Genomic DNA, 17,589 nt, shown 5'->3' on the forward strand with positions numbered 1-17,589 from the left:
GGGCATTGTCGAGCATCCGCGCGAATGGCGTAACGTCGTGTACCAACAGGAGTGCACCGGCCTCATCTCCCGACATATCGAAGATCGGCACCAGCCCCGAAACAGTCACCTCGCCGCCGTTCTCGCGAACGACAACCGTATCCGCGCCCATTCCAAGCACGGAAGGAAGTCTGTCTGACGCCACAAGTTCCTCACTTGAGCTACCCGCCAACACGTAATCGTCGTAGAGGTCCCAGTCGTCGGGCTGACCGCTCAACCGGCGCATCTCAGACCAGTCACTGCGGTCGAGCCGCTCTTTGGAAAGCAACAGGGCGACCTCATTGTCGGTGCGCTCAGTGACGATGTTGAGAAAATGGTCGATCTCCTCGGCGATTTCGATATAGCCGATCAGTCGCCCGTCGTCTGCATGCATGGGTCGCACCACTCGCAGCGCGAAGGCAGTCCTTCCCAGCTCGAGTCCCGAGGCGACTTCTCCGGTGCGTTGTGCCTGCCGAAAAGTCTCTCGCTGCAGCACGTCACCGCTCTCTTTGGGTTTGTGTGCCCTCATCAGAACCGTGCCGCCGGTATCAATGAGATAAAGGTGGGTGATAGCGTGTCGCTCTTTGAGTTCAAGCAGCAGCGGGCGCGTAGCGGCGAGCATGAGCTCTTTATCGCCCGATTCAAGCACCTCGCGTATCTCGTCATTCGATGCAAGCGAGTCGGCAACTGCCGACATCATTCGTACGTCCTGCGCTACAAGTGAGTCGAAGGCGCGCTGGGAATCGTTGAACGCCTGCTCGGCCATGGTATCGAGGGCGGCAGTGCTCGCCCAGTGGAGCATGAGCATTATACCGCCGACCCCGACAACAAGTACGAGGCCGCATGCCACGGCAATCTTCATCTTGATCGACTGTGAATCCCACCAGCGCATCTTCATACTTAGTGTATCGGCATCGAGTTCAGGGCGCTTGATTGACCCGCCGAGCGCCTAAGCGCGCAGATGGTAGACTTGCCGAAAAGGCTACGTGGAAGGTGCCATGAAAGGCTTGAAGTCCAACTACCAACTCGCCGACGAATTCCCTGTCCTTGGGGAGTCTTGGACTGTGCTTTGGATGGGCGGCAGCGGGATACACCGGTTCGACTACCGATACAACGAATGGGTCGAGGACAGGGAGATGTACAGCATCTTCATCGGATCACCCCTAGTCGCGCCGATCACCGAGCAGCAAGCCAGGGGCACCATCCAACGCAACGGCGGTATATGGGTGACACCCCCGGGGTGGAGTGACCCCAGGCTTGGGGCGATGGATGACTTGAAGGCACAGATGCAAGCGAACGCCGATAGCGTCCCGATTCCCGAGGGGGCGGAGACCATCGTGGACATGGGAACGGTGGTGCCGTATTGGCTCGCCGACAGCAGCGCCCCGGGCCTCGGGAAGTCCCAAACGGTGCTATGGACTGGCGGCAACGGCGTGAAGATATGGCGGTTCGATTACGAGGCCGACGCCTGGGTGCTTGACCCGGGAATACCGACCACCTTCATCGGCACGTCCGAGACGATGCCGATCAGCGAACAGGAAGCCCGGGAGACTATCGAACGCAACGGCGGAACGTGGGAGGCTGCGACGACCGGCGGGGGTTAGATGGGTCGTGGTGAGCATTTCTGGCGGAGAGGGAGCGCGAGCGAGCACCGTCCTAGGCTTGTCGCTCCTTGGCCAAGAACCGCTGACGAGCCATCCGCGCGTCGTACTGCTTGATCTGAAGCGCCAGCTCTCGGCTGATTCTGGAGACATTCAAGACATAGTATCTCCCGAGCACCTCTTTGACTTGCGCAAGGTACTCGTCTTCCCCGATTTCACCCGCCATGAAAGACCGCTCAAGTAGAGAGATTTCGACGCGGGCTCGGTCTTCCAGACGTCTGGCAAGCAGCAAATGCTGCCGCTCAGTCCTGTACCAGCCCACCAACTTGAAGGCGCCCCAGGCAACTACCGCCGCCCCGATCCACAGGAAACGCTCACCGGGCTGACCTGCGACCCCGTCAAACACACTGCTGTCGAATCCGGAAGATACCCAAAGCCAAACAGCGTACAAGAATACCCCTGCGCTCAAGATGACCATCAGGTTCACAATAGTCCTCCCGTCATCTGAAGGCCCCTGAGAGTGATTCTCGCCACAACATTGTTGTCGATGACACCGCTCTTGAGCTCACCCTCCGTGGCTGCCCCTAAGGCATACCCGTATCTTACTCTAGGCCCCTGACATTGGGGCGCACGTCGACCCCCCCCTACCGTTGCGGGATCACGAGCTCCCAGCACACAAGCTGCAAATCCCGCTCGCTGGGCGCTCTGCTTGTTGGCCGCGGCAGGGGCCTGTCGAGACCCTTAGCCTCCAACTCGAGCCATAATCGCTCCAGTGACTCTGCGGTCACTCCCGCATCAGTCCCCGCTACCTTCAGTGCCCTGTAGGCCTCCGCGACGCTGTCTTCGCGCTTCAGTAGATCGCTTGGATGAGGCTGATTGCACCAGTCGAACAGGGTGTCGGTGAGGTCGCCGAGACGCTCTTGCACTTCTGGATTGCTCAACCGCAGCCTGATGAGCCGCACAAGCTCGCCAGGATCCTGCGCGCTCATCCGTCGCTGATACTCTTGCCCAAGCTCCGCGATCGCGGTCTTGAGTGGCTCAATCAGATGCTGGAACGGATTGTCGTCGAGCCCCAGCTCCGCGCGCTCATCTCCAGGCTCGCAAGCGATTCGGCTCGCTGCCTCGATTGCCGAGGAAATCGCGGGCGATGCGTCTGCCGGATAGAATCGCCAGAAAACCTCACCGCCATACTCTTCCGGCATCTTGAGCTGCAGAAACACTCCAGGTTCCTCGCCGTAGCGGATGCTATGGATGCCGTCGGGAAGGCTCCTGACATCCTGAGTCCCCAGCGATTTCACCAGATCGATGTACGAACGAAGTTGATCGAGCGCGTCGTCGAACTCGGCTCTGCGCTCCCCTTCTAGATACACAGCGTCAGCCTCACTGCCCCCCTGCTGGATGCGCATGAGGTCATCAAGTGCTTTGGCTTCGATCACTTCCCCAAGCACTGAGGCGTCCAGGCCGAGTGTTGCATCGATCTTCTTGACCTTCGACGACAGCCGCTTCACGAGCTTGAGCAGATCCTCAAGACCCTTCTCAGGCATGACATTGTAGAAGTAGACCCGCTCATGCGGAGAGAACAGGCGGTCGATGCGACCAGCTCGCTGAATCATCCGAACGGGGTTCCAGTGAAGATCGTAGTTGATGAGGTACTGTGCGTCCTGCAGATTCTGCCCCTCACTCAGTACATCGGTCGCAATGAGGACGTCGATTCCCCTTTCGCGGAAGGGTGCGATCTCCGCCGCGAGCTCCGGATCGTCGATGTCGCGGTCTTCGCGGAGAGCTGCCAGCGGCGCAAAGTGAGCCAGCACCTGGGCGCGACGCTTCTTATCGTCAGAGCCCGTCAATAGTGATATCCATCTCTCGCCAGACAGGTTTGCGGCCGCTCGAACCTCGCCCTTCAATCCGCCAGCCGCCCCTCCAAATGCCTTGAACAGGTGCATAGCCGTGTCCCTGTAGTTAGTGAACACGACTACTTTTACAGGTACCCCGTTGTCATCAAGCGCAGGCAGTCCATCGATTACTGCTCGCAGGGCGGCGACCTTAGGATCCTTCTCCGGATCTGCCGCCTCAAGACCCTCAAGTGCCTGTAGCAGACCTCGAAGTGCGTCACGATCGGCACGCACGGCTTGGGATACTTCGCTGACGTCACATTTAGCAGCGTCAACCTGCTGAAGCGAATCGAGCAAGGACTTGACATTTTCACTGGCGTCGGCTGCTTCCAATGCTTCATCGTCTAGGCCCCCGCCGAGCAGCACCCGAAGCCTATCCCGCTCCTTGGCGAACAGCACCTTCCCCTGATCCAGGAAGGAAAGGAACAGATCGAGGTAATCTACCTGATTGCGCAAGGTAGCCATCAACGCCGCCACCGAGCTCTCCATCCGCTTGAGATAGATCGTGCGAACGATGCCGATGTACGCGTTATTGCGCTCGAGGACGTTTTTGGTTTCGGGGCTCTTGGCCCCGGGGCGCTCTATTCCATAGGCTTCAAGGTTGTAGACAGCGAAGTTCAGTGACTCGATCGCCTTGATGACCTGCGAGTACACATCGCCATACAACTCTTCTAGTCCGTAAGTGACCGCCCTTGGAATCTCGTGCTCCGGGAACTCGAGTGGGCGACCATCAACCTCAAGAGGCTCCCCCGCCTCCTGCCGCTGCCTGATGTCATGGCGGGTCCGTCGAACGAGTGTCAGCAGCATGGTGTTGAGAAGACCCGGACCGCCGCCTGTCTTCTCGAGCGCACGGAACTCACCTTCTAGGTTGCCCACTGGGCCACGCCCTGCATACCAACTGTTATCGCCACGAGTGATCAGCATGAGCTGGTGATACAGGTCCCACAGCGTGTTGTTGATGGGCGTCGCGGTCAACAGCAGTACACGCTTGTCCGGCTTGGCTCCCGCCCGGATGATCTCCATTAGTGCCCGGTAGCGCTTTGTGCCGCGGTTGCGGAAGTTGTGACTTTCATCTACTAGCACGATGTCGCAATCCTGAAGCCTTCTAAGCTTGCGACGCCGCCGCTCCCGCTCCAGATCATCCTCGATCTCGTCGATGTCCGCGAGTTGAGGCAGATATTCCATGCTGACAGTCTCGCCGAAGACACCGTTTGCGTGCAGTCTCTCCGCAGACCAGTTGCCCTCAAGTTGGGCGGGGCAGACCACGAGAGCCTTTACCCGGTTGCTCTTGCGTAGCGTGTATTCACGAAGTACACCGAGGCCGATGAAAGTCTTGCCGAGGCCCACCGAATCACACACCATCGCACCCCAGTGCCTCTCTAGCAACTCAATGGCGCGGGCCACGCCCTCCTGCTGAAATAGCGCGAGCCTCCCCGCCACCTCCTCATCAAGGCCAATCCCGAGGAAATTCCCGTATGCCGCGTGCAGGGCCTTGAGGAACACATGCCACGGCGTGAAGCGTCGCCCGAATAGAACGCATTCCTCAAGCAGGTGGATGAACTCGGCCTTGCAGTCCTGGGATTCGTCCCACTTCCGGTCGAACCAGGCCTCGAGCTCATCGACTACGCCGGTTTCCATCGTGATGAGGTTGGCCTCAATGTTGTTCTGCAATCCGCCTTTGGTCAGGTTACTGCTCCCGACAGCGCCATAAGCAGCACTCTCTTCGCGCAGGATGTAGGCTTTAGCGTGAAGTCGCTCTGATGTATCTGCCGAGAGGACCTCACCGTCCGGTACCGTGCCAGTAGCCGGGCCGAGGTAGCGGCGTACCTCAACATCCGGTCGTGACAGGAATCGCACCAACTCCTGGACCTTCTGCCACGCGGAAAGATCGAACTCCCGGCGCGCTTCGTAGCTCTCCTCGCCCTCCTCATCCAGCAGGCGCTTCCTTTGATCATGAGTCATCAACACCCAAGGTAGGTCACCCTCAAGAAACTCGAACCAATCAATCGCCTCGAGGGGTCCGGCGTGATCCGAGTCCTCCGACATACCCGACAACAACTCGCCGGGACCACGTCTTCTCATGAACGGTCGCTCACCAAGAAGAATGCGAACCTCCCCTGCGCCCTGGAGTCCCGGTTGGATCTCGCGGAATCCATCAGGGGTGAAGTAGGCGGTGGCAATCCGGACGCTGTCAGGGCGCACCTCGCTGAAAGCTCGGACAAGCTCCGAGAGCATCGTGCCGGTGATTTCGTCGTTGGCTATGAACCGGCGGACGTCAGTCATGTGATGGCTCCAGATTCCGCGAGATTGATTCCCGCTCGTACAGCCAACTCCGAATGCAGCTCAGCTCGGATTCGGACACCCCGTACATTTCCGCAACGATAGCGTCCAACTCGAGCTGAGTATTGCTCGGGTCCGAACTGCCAAGACTGACGAGACGAGTGGCTTGTTCAACGGTTGGGGTTACTATAGGAGCCCCCTCAATATAGCCAATCTTGAATTCCTGATATCCACCACTACGCTCAACCGTCAGCCAGGGGTAAACAAAATCGAGTACCGTCGAGTTCAGTACCGAAATCAGCCATTTCGGTGGACTAGTGAGCAGGTTTGATGGTGCACCTACATAGGCGCCTGCTTCGTCCCATGAGAATTTGCTACGCATAGCAAGGTTGCCCCACACGACCTTCGGCTGCTCGAACTCCTTGTAGTAAGTGCACGATCGCAGCTCCCACCACCAACGCCCTTGATCTGAGCGTGGTCGTAACCGGTCCTCAAACGCTGACATGTGCTGGTGTAGCGCAGGGTAGACGTCCGCAAAGATCAGACGTGCATTCTTTTCGGTGCTGGCATTCTTCCACGGGTGCGAGCAATCAGCATCACTCGAACTCTGAATTGCAATCAGATATAGCCCGGCCCATTCGGGCTTCCAGCGCTTGATGTCACGACCGCGAAGCCAAGGCTTGATGATCTCCGCACTACGAGGGTCGGCTGCGATGAGTTCGGCGCGCTTGGCCTCGTCGATGACGAAAGCCTCGTTGAGACCGGTTAGCACACCTCTGTACATCCTCCCTTGAACGAACTCGCCCAGCGGTGTTCCCATCGCCACTATGCGGTCAAAGAGGCGCACCAGTTTGGGATCCTCGAGTACCCAGCCTTCCTTGCGCAAGAGCGCCTGCGGGAAACCCTCGATTTTGTTTCGCTCAAGCAGGTCATCGAGATTATCGAGCTGCTCGCGGACGCTTGAAACGCTCTCAGAAGCTCCAACTTCAACAAGTGCCCGCCGAACGGGGTGGGTCAGTTGCGCGACAGAGGGCGTGGCCTCGAAATCGGGTGTTCCCTTTTGTCCAATAAGTACCGCTGGATAGGCGATCGCACCAAATACCGCAAGGTCGCCGAAGTCGATCAAGTGCTCGACCTGAAGTGTCCTCGGCAGTATCCCCCTAAGGCCCTCTCCATAAGCCGCCCGATGGAACTTGTTGCTAGTTATGAAAGCGAGGTGACCCCCGTCCTTGAGTAATTGCAGGGCCCGCGCAAAGAAGTAGACGTACAGATCTGCCGTGCCTGTATGCACCTCGGAGAAACTGAGTGCATAAGTCTCCTGGTCGAGAGCAGCGAGTTTCTCTTGACGGACATAGGGCGGGTTGGCTATCACGATATCGAAACCGCCCTGCTCGAAGATCTCTGGAAACTCCACGGGCCACAGGAAAGGCTTCTTGTAATGCGCATCCGGGGACAACCCGGCAAGCGCCGCCCGCAGTTGCTCGATCTGCTCGACGTACACGGCTGCCTTCTGTGCGTCTTTCCTGAGGTCGGGAGTGCCAGCCCCAGCTCTCTTGAGTTTGTCGATGTGCGCATTCTTATTAGAAAGCACCTGCTTGACCCCGTCGAGCTTCTCAGATATCAGCTTCTCGACCAGCTCCAGCTGTTTGGCCTTGATGTCGCTCCTCAGCGCGCGTACCCGGACCGAATCCCTTATTGTCGTGTACTCGGAGCGCAAGTCATCCAGTTCGCTCTCGATGGTGCCCAGCTCATCGAACAACATCGCACCCTGGCTGGCTTCGCGGGGCAAGGTTTCACGCAGGCTCGTCTTGCCCACTCGGTCAACGAGACTGTCTCCTGCCTCGAAGCGGAAGTCGAGATTGGGTAGTGGAACGGGTCGCTCGGCGTCGACCACCATCGAGAGCCACAGCCGTAGCTGACAAATCTCCACCGCCTCGGGGTTGATGTCCACCCCGTAGAGGCAGTTGGTGATGACTTCTTCCTTCCACTCGGCCACCTTCTGGCCACCCACATGTACATGCACGTCGGCGCTCTGTTCGATTCCTATCAGCAGTTGTACGATCTCCTGCAACATGCCCACCGGAAATGCCCCGGAGCCCACTGCCGGATCACAGACCTTAACTGACAGCAGGGCCTTCTGGAGGCCCGTTCGCTCGGAGACGGATAGGTGAGTGTCGGTAGCCTCCGGATCGATGGCCTCGAGTCGCAGCCGCCCCAGAGTTTCGCGCGTGACCCCTGTACGCTCGACCAGAAAGCCATCGAGCGCTTCTCGGCACATGAACCGCACGATCTCTCGCGGTGTGTAGAAGGTGCCTGTCTTCTTCCGGTCTTCAAGGAGGTTCTCGAAAACCTTGCCCAAAAGTTCCGGGTCCGGGTCGACCGACAGGTCGTCCGGTGTCGACTCTTGGGTGGTGAAACGATAGCTCGACAGTAGCCCGAGCAGCGTTGGTTGCTTGCCGTCGTGCGTGCGGGAGTCGAAGAGTTCGTTCGGGATGACGATGTCGATGCGTTGACGTTCCTCTCCGTAGAGCCGGTCTTCGAACGCTGTCGGGACGAAGAGTCCACCGTTGAGGTATGGGATTTTGCCAAGGTCTACCGGTTTGGGTGTTCTGCGCGCTGTTTCGACGGCAAGGGTGTCGAAGAATAGAGGCAGTAGCGCCTCGATGAAGTAGTTCCGGTGCGTTGCGACCGTTCGGTGATAGAGATTAGTAAGGTATGCACTGTCTTCATTGAGCCAACCCTTGGCTTGGATGAACCAGAGGAAAAGCACTCTTCCCATATTGCGAGTAACGAAACGTCGCAGATCCGCCAGCTTAGCTTCATCGTTGCCGGGGTCGAGAAGAGGATGGTCGGGATTCGAGTTGCCGAGCGTCTCCACGAAGCGGTCGCGAAGAAGGCGGAACTCCCTGTAGAATGCATCGGTCACACGCTCGACGCTGAATGCATCACTCCATCGGCGCGCGATTGCCGCAGTCCCCATGTCCGGGGAAAGCACTAATGCCTCGAGCATCTCCAGGTGATGGCGATTCGGGCTTGTTCGTGAGACGATTGCGCGAATCGTACCGAGTGTGCCGTTGGATCGCTGCCTTGGCAGGATGAGCTCGATGTCATCACTATCTGGAGATGTCAGCACAATCAGGATATTACGATCACCGGCCGGAGCTAGTTCAACGAGAGCCTTCGCGCTTCGTCGACGCGCTCGCTCCCTCGCAGCCGGACGATCGCCCCACTCCGGAATCGTTGCGACCCATAACGCTGCCCTCGCGGCATCTTGGTCGCTAGCGCTCACACGATGAAGACTGGATGCGACACCAGCGATTCGCGAACCGATCTTGCTGTTCGAATCGGAAGCAAAGTCGATGGGGGCCGCGATGGGCGTGAGGCCGAGGGCTTCCGACAATGCACTCCAATCACCGCGTGCCGCTACCTCAAGGCCTTGTCTCAATACTTCGCGACCGCTCAAAAGAGTCCTCCCGTGAAACTACATCATGGCAGGTGGATAGGCGTCGTCCCTCGAACACTGACACGACATCAGTATAGATGACTCGAGTTCTCTCCGCTTAGGTTGCTCGTGGGTGTTCTTTGGCACTCCACGGGCTGCTTCTGATGAGAATCATCAAGTATCCCCAAGTCCGGGATTGCTCAATCCACGTCCAGCCCGTACACAGACTCGTGGCGTTCTGCCTGAATGGCACAGTCAATTTGGGATTGTAGCCATTGCAGGCATTGCTGAGTCACGTTGCGAACCTCAACCCGCTGGTGATTCGCGAAGGCCTGAAACTCAGAAGCCAGTGCAAGCCACATCTGGGACACAGGACCGCTCTCGCAACGCAGGCCACCGAGTGCAGCCTGAGCGATGTCGCTGGTACTCAACCCGAAAGAAACCGCGATCTCAACGAACGCGGTCCACGTCTCATCAGGTCGTCGAACAAAGGGGTCTAATCTGTGACGCCCAAGATGCTCGAGATTGAGCAGGGCGGAATAGACCTCTGTACTGTCGCCCACCAGTGCACAAATATACGCAGAGCCCCAAGATGGCTTCAGGGCTTTCAACAACTGAATGCGTTGCCGCTGTGTAAGCCGAGCCGCGATAGATGACACGAAATCCCCACGCAAGAGCCGCGAGGAACCCTTCCTGTTCTGATTTCGTTTTAGCCACCTGAAGGCTAGTTCCGGCTCCGATTCAAGTATCTCGCCGAGCCAGTAGTCGTCTGCTTGACAGTTGAGAATGGCTTCCTCCCACTTCTCACGTAGAGCTTCGTGGGAGAAGCCGCGTTCATCGTCTTTCCATGAGCCGATGGCAGCTGCCTGGCGAATGGCGGATGACGGCGAATCTAGAAGGATTCCGAGCACATCCTCGCTTATTTCGCCCCGCACTGCATGCAAATCCACGAGGCTCGTGTAGTTAGGGAGGAAGTCCAACACGCGTTCGAATTCTCTGCCCGCAGCAAGACGCCCAGTAAGTAGCAGGTACGCCATCGCAGGCTGAAGAGACTGACGCATGCAAAGCTCCTCGACTACAGAGTCTGGAATAGCACCCTCCCGTTCCACAACCCTAACTAGGAACGGAGACACGCAACGTGAAGGTAGGTCAGCTTCAACCGCTGATCGTAGCCAAGCGGTAGGCTCAGTCGTTGACTCCGCAAGGCGTCCACAAAGGCCAGGCGTCCGATCGGCCGCCTTACCTGCACTCTCATTCGATACGAGAAGGGACTTCATCCTTGCCATAGCCCAACTAGGACCCCTCTCTAGCCAAACCGAAGCAAGTCTCTCCACTTCCTTCTCAATCCGCTTTTCCTCTTCTCTCCATTCCTTGCCGTGACGTCCGTCGCCGAAAAGGGTTTCGAACTCCTGATCCACTTGGACATCGACATCAAGCTCGGCTCGCTCAGACAAGGTGCTTAGCCTGCTCAGAATTCCTGGGTTGTTCGCGGCCATTGCGGATATGTCGCGGACCATGTTCTCCGCCAGTTCACGAGATGCTGCTTTTGCCGCTTGCGTATCGCCATTGACCTGTTGTGGGCACGCGATGCTGTGCAGAGCGTCAACGAGCGGCACCCAGTTCGGATGATCGAGTGATCGTAGGAAGGGAACGAGTTCACGCCAGTACTCGCAGATCTTACCAATCTGTTCAGAAGAGTAGATCCCCCATGTAATGACGAGTCTACGGCCATCGCCGGGAGACAAACGGCCGCCTCTGAACTCTGTCGACAAGGCGGTAGCAAAAGCGTTGAACGCAGTGTCAGTGCCCTCCGGCACTCGTCCGAGCCACTCCTTGGATTGTTCGATTAGAGTGTGCTTTCGCTTCAGCGGCGTGACTCCCTGCTCTGGGACAGGGTTCGCCCACTCCTGCAGCAGTCTCAGAGGGTGCTCGGGATAGGCGTTGGTGGGTCGGTCATCACCAGCAGCCAAAGACAGCAGGGCGGGTATTGCAGCATCTGGAACGAAGTGGAGGGTCGCTCCAGCAAATTCTGTGACCCTGTCGGGGTATTTCTCTAACACCCAGCCGCTCTCTGACGAGCCGAGCCAGGCATACTCAGCGAGGACTCTTGAATCCGGCACTGACTCTACCCACTCACGAAGCCTGTCGGCTTGGGCACCCACAGCCACAGCTCCGATTACCTCTCGTATTGCGGTCGCTCGGGACGGAACCGACGACAGCAGCGGCTCTATGTCAAGTGATGGAGGGGAGAGGAGCATATCTCGAATCAAAACCGATCTGAGCCGGTGCGGCCTCACCGTCCACAAATCGTTGCGCAAAGGCAAAATGAATCCACTGGCGGCCAGCTCTCTGAGAAGACTACGCAGCAGCTTGTGCATCTCAGTCTGTGAGATTCCAGTAAGTTCGGACACAGGTGAGAGACGCATTCCTTTCCCGCCACCTACAGACAGGCCCGCCAGCATCAGGGCAGCCTGCTCATATTCACCAAACAGTCGTTCGAGAGCGGAGTAGAACTCGCGTGCGATTGCAGCCCCGGTCAGCACATCTCTGACGCTGCCGCGCAAGCAAGCGACTGCAAGCGACACGGCTAGACCCGGCAGTCCCTCAGCCTGTTTGACTACGTCATCCACAAGTACGTCGGGTCCGGTGAGACCTGTGGCGTGCACCACATCCACCATCTGCTCCAGCGATAGTTGCTCCAGTACCAGAACTTCTCCCTCGACCAGCCCCAGAGTCTGCATCAGCTGCAGGTTCCCGCCCCACGTCGTCGCGACCACACAGAACTCAGCGTAGAGCTCGCTTCTTGCCCTGACGAGCTCAGCACACAGTGAAGCGGAGCCCTCTATGTCATCCACAAACACGAAACGGGGAGCGATCTCGCGGATTGCGACAATGATGCGCGCGGCATCGGACGTCGTGGCGAAGAGCCCGAAACCTTCCAGCGCAAGGCACCGCAGCAGCGAAGTCTTCCCTGAGCCAGGCGGACCAGAAAGCAGTGCGTCTCCCTTTAGTGACTTTAGCCATTCGAGTTCCTCGGAACGATGAAGCACCTGAATGTCATGCAAAAATCGCCTTGAGGCAGGATAGACGGATAGGGCCGACAGGTCTCCTGTCACTTGGAGCAGCGATCTGGACCAGTCACTGTGTCTATACAGGTACTCGCATACCGCAGCCTCTTCGAAAATGTCCGTCAAGATGAACCCGAGGCTTCGAGCACGCTCTCGAAGGTTGTTCTGCTTAAGTTCGCTTAGTCTGCGACTGGTGACCAGCGCGGTTGTGCGGGCCGCCTTCGGCCGCTCCTTGATTACTCGCGTGAGGCTACGAGTCAAATTCCCGATGACATCCTGCTGAGTCGTCACAACAAGAGGGCCCGGTTCGCAATTGGGTTGGCTGATGGCACCATCGAACCCGGCGTCGGAGCCCCCGGTGACGGGCCGGACGGACAATCCGGAATCGTTGGTCAGGCAAACGGCCATTCGCTCGAAGTGTTCTCTGTTGAACGAATGTCTCCGGATTGCGTCGACTATCTGGTTATAGCGTGACTCCAGCAGCAATCTGCAAACCTCCCTCAATTCGCTACACCAAGTCTACCCCTGTGCCCCGATTTCAATCTAGTAGACCCGGAGCTGAATCCGCCTAACTAGCGACATACGAAGTAATGCACAGACGGATCGGCTGAAGGTGACCTTCTACGAGCGCACTAGCTCGACTTGCTCAAAAGCTTCACTGTCATACCCGGTTAGCTCGATCCTTCCGCGCGGATGCACCTTCAGGACACCCAGAGGGTTCGGGATAAATGTCACTCTGGGATCAGCCCCACCGGACTCCACATTTTCGACCACCACGAGCACATAGTTTTCCCCCAATGTTTGTGCTTGGAAGACCTCGGCCCGGGTAAAATTCAGTGCGCCCTGCGCGAGACCGCTATGAACCTTCAGTTCGTAGTAGCGTCCATCAGTGCCTATTGCATCTGCCCCAGTGGGCTGGCTTCTAGTGTCCTCAATCTCTATCCCTCGATCGGCCAGAACTCTTTCCACTATCTCCATGCCGACATCTTCTTGATCTCTCAATGTGTAGCTGGGTGCACTCTTCCGATCAGTCGCCGCAGATTCTGCTCTATGCGTGACGGCAGCCCGCGGACTCTCGACAATTGTGGTTCCTGGATCCCTGACCAAACCGCCAGGCGTGGGCTCGCCAGCGTCCCTGATTACCCGCGGAGCCAATGCTTCAACATCTACTAGGGTACGCGTCGTCGATACTGCCGTATTGGTTTTTTGTTTGACCCCCTTCTTGCGTGCGACTGGGGTTTGGGAAGGCCGCGATATCGGCACGGGTTCTCCTTCGGCGTACTCAGGTGTCCGCCTACGGAATACGAGTTGAGACGGCCCTTGACCGTCCGACGCTCGACGCCATGACTCCGCCCACGCCAAAGACAATTGGAGCCTGTCACTCGGACCTAGGTCGCACGCCTCCGCGACGAGATCACCCCCTTGCTCGCTTCTGCCGATCTGATCACTTGACCTGAAATAGAACGTCATCGTCCTTCGATCCAAGAATATGTCAGACTCTACTCGTAATAACTTTGCTCCAATTTTCCCTCGCAGAATCAGTTCAGGGACCATCTCAACCACTGCACCCTCCAGTGCCAGCCACATTGCGTCATCTATTTTGGTGTAGACGTCAGGCATCGCCTTGGCGACAAACTCTCGCATGTGGCCAACGGCGAGCGGAAATATCTCTGGAGCCCAAGAATCAAACACGTCAGAAGCATCACTTGATTCGACCGCAAACGACTCGGGCGAAACCAGTTCAAGTCCAAGATACTCCGGAAGACTGTCAAAGCAATGTAGCGCCCCCGGCGGAACCCACATTGGAACACCACTAGAGGAAAGAGTGCGGGAAAATGACCCGGATAGCGCATAGTAAACCGGTCGAGTAGCTGTCCAGCCGGCCTCAGTCCACACTGGAAGCCTCTTCAAGTGTGAGCGTTCGCGCGCTGAGAGGTTCCCTGCCAGCTTCGCTAGGGTGCGGTACGTATCCAAGAGCTGCTGGCCCCGACTTTCTTGAGGCGCATCTTGTGCCCATGCTCGTAGATGCCGAACACAATCCGAAGCCGTTGGGTGCTTGATCTCCAGTAACTCCCACAAGCGCGTGTATTCTGGTGCCTCGACCACGAAAGGATTCTTAGGAAACAGTGGATCGCCGCGAAACGCTTCCGCTGGCGAAACCCAGTCATCACACCACAGTAGCTTGTACTTCGAGAACTCTCTCCGCAACTGCTCTACCGGGACGTCATCGATTGCGGCCTTCGGGCTTGATTTCTCGGGACACATGCCGGCAAGTGCCATGTAGTGATGTGCTACATCGCTCCAGCCAATCTTCTTCTGCGATTCATTCAAGGCGCGAAGCTCATCCATATGTTCGCTGGCACGAGGGAGTCCTCGAATCCCCAGAGCCTTCACGACCGGGCTATCAGCGTCTTCGGGGCCAAGCTCCCTCACATAGGCTTCCCCGCCATCTCCGTAGAGCGATGCGTTTGCGTCGCTCCGGATCCGCCCTTCTACCGGTGCCAACGGTTTTGATGGCTTGGCACAGTCCGACAGCCACTCGATATCCGCCAACTCCGCGACCCATCGGGTCGACATGGACCCTGCGGGATACCACTTGTAATACATGTATGCTGCCCTGCTGTGGCTGGCGCTCTCATACAGCCTTGTCCAACTTCCTTCAAGCGTCCGCATCAGTGCCTTCACCCGTGCTCGGCGGTTGCTGTTAACGTCTTCCTGTTGAATATCCAAAGCAACTGCTATGAGATCCGGGCTACCCCAGTCATCATACAAAGCCAGAGGTCTATGGCCGGAGGTGGCCTCAAGCTGATCCAGTTCTAGGTGCCATAGTCTAGGAAGACTGTGCTCGCCCAAACGAAATAGGGATTGACCTTGCCCATTTGTAAACGCAACTGGTTTCTGCAGTCTGGGTGCTATCTCTGCCCCCAATATCTTGAACAGCTTGCGAGGGCCAATCTCTCCCTCCCCCTTAATTGATTTTGTACTTCGGGTGTACCCAGCGAATCCCCTCGGTAGTTCCCGCTGCGGCCACCCAGCCGTTCGGGACATCCATCGCCGCAGGAAGATAGGCTTTAGCTGGAAGAACTGCGCCGTATGCCCTCTCTCCATCAATCCACTCGTAACCATCAACAGTGACTGCTAGCCCCAACTTACCTGATACAGCCGCAACGGTTTCTGCTGATGCTTCGGCAAGGAACCCGGCCAGTTCGTTCAAATCCTCCGGGTTCAAAGCGATTGGTTCATCGACGCGGCCCGCAAGCGCTCTGAGAACAGCGTCTGCGCAGTGCACTTCCGCAAAGGCTCCATGTTTGATCAAGAACAATCTAACCGTCTCAGCAGCCCGATTTTCAGAGGTGAATGCCGGGTGAATCTGTCTAGCAAGCGAGAGGCGAGCCACCAAATCTGTGTCCGCTAGTCCTCTTGAGACAAGCAGCAACCCCTGCCCGTCTTTGCACGGCGTGACGCGGTCTCCATCAGCACACATTATTGAATTGTGCTTAAAGAGGGCGTCGCCTGCACCAAACTCTACCGCGGCAGCTCCGAGGCCTACGAACCACGAAGGCTCCTGCGTTGCCCCACTCTCGGCATCGAACAGAGCAATAGCTTCAGCGACTCCAACCTGAGGGTCATCTAACATATCAAGCAACACATCGCGCCAGCGCCCGGCGTCGCGGTATTTCTTCGGCAGCGCATGAGATTCCGGTCGCACTGTCTCGATATCAGCGTCACTCAAGACTCCGGAAAGACTTTCAGACTCGAATACGACATCGCGCAACCGCACCTCTTGTTGGTTGATTCGCAGTTTCGCACCAGCCACGGCCCGCTGCTGATCTTCGACGAACTTGGTCATGCGATCAGAAAGCCAGCTACCAGGTACAATCGCATCGAGGTCGGTCCTGGTGCCAATCAACGGCCAAGCACTCCTTGGATCCTCGTGCAGGGCGCGTATCGCTAGGGCCTGAGCAAACTTGCGAGATTCCTCCAGCAACCAATTGTTCCATGAGCTACTCGCATCAACTCTTTCTCGTGACACATCTGACTCGTATGGCCCGCCGAGGTCGAACGGAAGCCCGATGCCCTTTCCCGTTGGTAGCCCGGAGAAAAGGAGGCCCGGCTGGGTATCCTGCGACACCGCCAGTCCAAGTGACACGGTGTCCCCGACGGCCTTGTAGCGGCGAGCAAGTCCTTTACCCACCGGCAGATCAACCGTATAGCGCCGCCAAGACTGTCCGTCTTCCGATTCAAGAGTAGAGTCGATGCAGGTGACCCAACGTTGGCCGACTTGAATCTCATAACTGGCTTCATGGGCAACTGCCAGCGATCGCACCAGAGTTCGTGGCTGTCGACCGAGTTCTCGGTATTCGAGAGTCTTTATGTTGTTCAAGAACAGAAGAGACCTTGCATCCGTGCTCTTGAACCACTCGTACAATTCATCCGCCTCGTGTCCATTGTCGAGACGAAGCATAATCATCGTTTGTCCAGAATCGTTGACATACAGATCATCAATGTCTGGGGAGGCGTCGACTCGCCTTGCATCGCCGCCAACAACAGCCCAGTGATACGGAGCGCAATGCACCTCCATTTCTCGACCAAGTCGCTGTAAAGTTTTCAGGCCGATTCCGAACTTGCCGATCGCTGCTGCATCGTCCTCTTTCAGTGACAAGTAGGCGCTCGTCATCGCTACTACACTCCTGGCCCCAACGCGGGTGCCGTCATGAACGAAAATTAGCTCCTTGCGGCTCCCTTTGCGCCGTAAGGCCACTACCAGATAGGTGGCTGATTCGTCCTCGGCATTCTGGAGCACCTCCAGTATCCCGCGGTACGGCTCCTCGGTCAGCTGGCCCGCACTCATGCCGGCACGCTTTGAGCTCACTCGATCGACGGACCCCGCCCGCTCTGACTGAACTGCACTGAACTCGTCGATGAATGCTGCGGCGAAGGAGGGCTCGAACTGCCTCTCAAGGAGGATTTCCGAGTTCCATTGCGCCCATTGATCGTACATAATTCTCGCAACCTCGGCGCCTAGCTTGCGATCAGTGGCCTCTACATCCCTACCGCTGTTATCCATCCGCTACTCCTAAGCACGAGATGTTGCGACGGCATTCAGGCAAGATTTTCGGCTGTGGATCCCCCACCCCGACATCGACCGGGCTCGAACCCTGCTGGCGGAGAGGGAGGGATTCGAACCCTCGATGCGGGGGATACCCGCATAACGGTTTTCGAGACCGCCGCATTCAACCACTCTGCCACCTCTCCGCGAGGTGATAGCGCCGCGCGAGGGCGGCGGG

At 57.6% G+C, this 17,589-nt stretch carries 8 protein-coding genes and 1 tRNA gene; 1 reads left to right on the forward strand and 8 read right to left on the reverse strand.

Features of this window, described 5'->3' with window-relative positions; all coding sequences use genetic code 11:
* On the reverse strand, nucleotides 1–916 hold a 916-nt coding region (locus M1617_04995; GenBank protein ID MCL5887646.1), incomplete at its 3' end, for a hypothetical protein.
* 100 nt (nucleotides 917–1,016) lie between these two features.
* On the opposite strand from M1617_04995, the gene M1617_05000 reads away from it, so the two are divergent.
* Nucleotides 1,017–1,622, forward strand: a complete 606-nt coding sequence (locus M1617_05000) for a hypothetical protein (GenBank protein ID MCL5887647.1) — start codon at nucleotides 1,017–1,019, stop codon at nucleotides 1,620–1,622.
* Between the two features lie 52 nt (nucleotides 1,623–1,674).
* Here the strand turns inward: M1617_05000 and M1617_05005 are convergent, their stop codons facing one another.
* The 7 genes from M1617_05005 to M1617_05035 form a co-directional block, all read right to left on the reverse strand.
* Nucleotides 1,675–2,106 carry a hypothetical protein gene (locus tag M1617_05005; GenBank protein MCL5887648.1) on the reverse strand — a complete coding sequence of 144 codons (432 nt, stop codon included), beginning with the start codon at nucleotides 2,104–2,106 and terminating at the stop codon, nucleotides 1,675–1,677.
* Between the two features lie 157 nt (nucleotides 2,107–2,263).
* Entirely contained in the window at nucleotides 2,264–5,794 is a 3,531-nt protein-coding gene (locus M1617_05010) for a phospholipase D-like domain-containing protein (protein MCL5887649.1), read from the reverse strand.
* Nucleotides 5,787–9,080 (reverse strand): Eco57I restriction-modification methylase domain-containing protein, encoded by a 3,294-nt coding sequence (locus tag M1617_05015; protein ID MCL5887650.1) that lies wholly within the window; start codon nucleotides 9,078–9,080, stop codon nucleotides 5,787–5,789. The genes M1617_05010 and M1617_05015 overlap by 8 nt, the downstream gene beginning before the upstream one ends.
* Nucleotides 9,081–9,433: 353 nt before the next feature.
* Nucleotides 9,434–12,298, reverse strand: coding sequence for an ATP-binding protein (locus M1617_05020; protein MCL5887651.1), 2,865 nt, complete (start codon nucleotides 12,296–12,298; stop codon nucleotides 9,434–9,436).
* Nucleotides 12,299–12,922: 624 nt separating this feature from the next.
* Nucleotides 12,923–14,908, reverse strand: coding sequence for a DUF3883 domain-containing protein (locus M1617_05025; GenBank protein MCL5887652.1), 1,986 nt, complete (start codon nucleotides 14,906–14,908; stop codon nucleotides 12,923–12,925).
* 361 nt (nucleotides 14,909–15,269) lie between these two features.
* A complete protein-coding gene (locus M1617_05030) occupies nucleotides 15,270–17,369 on the reverse strand; it encodes a hypothetical protein (GenBank protein ID MCL5887653.1) in 2,100 nt (699 codons plus the stop codon).
* A 95-nt stretch (nucleotides 17,370–17,464) separates the two neighbouring features.
* Nucleotides 17,465–17,557 (reverse strand) — tRNA-Ser (locus M1617_05035).
* Nucleotides 17,558–17,589: the final 32 nt, after the last annotated feature.

Source organism: Actinomycetota bacterium, assembly GCA_023488435.1.
Classification (GTDB): Bacteria; Actinomycetota; Coriobacteriia; order Anaerosomatales; family UBA912; genus UBA912.

Excerpts from the sequence above, each read along its gene's own strand:
- M1617_05000 (MCL5887647.1), top strand. The coding sequence starts at position 1,017 with ATGAAAGGCTTGAAGTCCAACTACCAACTCGCCGACGAATTCCCTGTC.
- M1617_05010 (MCL5887649.1), bottom strand. The coding sequence starts at position 5,794 with ATGACTGACGTCCGCCGGTTCATAGCCAACGACGAAATCACCGGCACG.
- M1617_05025 (MCL5887652.1), bottom strand. The coding sequence starts at position 14,908 with ATGTATTACAAGTGGTATCCCGCAGGGTCCATGTCGACCCGATGGGTC.
- M1617_05030 (MCL5887653.1), bottom strand. The coding sequence starts at position 17,369 with ATGGATAACAGCGGTAGGGATGTAGAGGCCACTGATCGCAAGCTAGGC.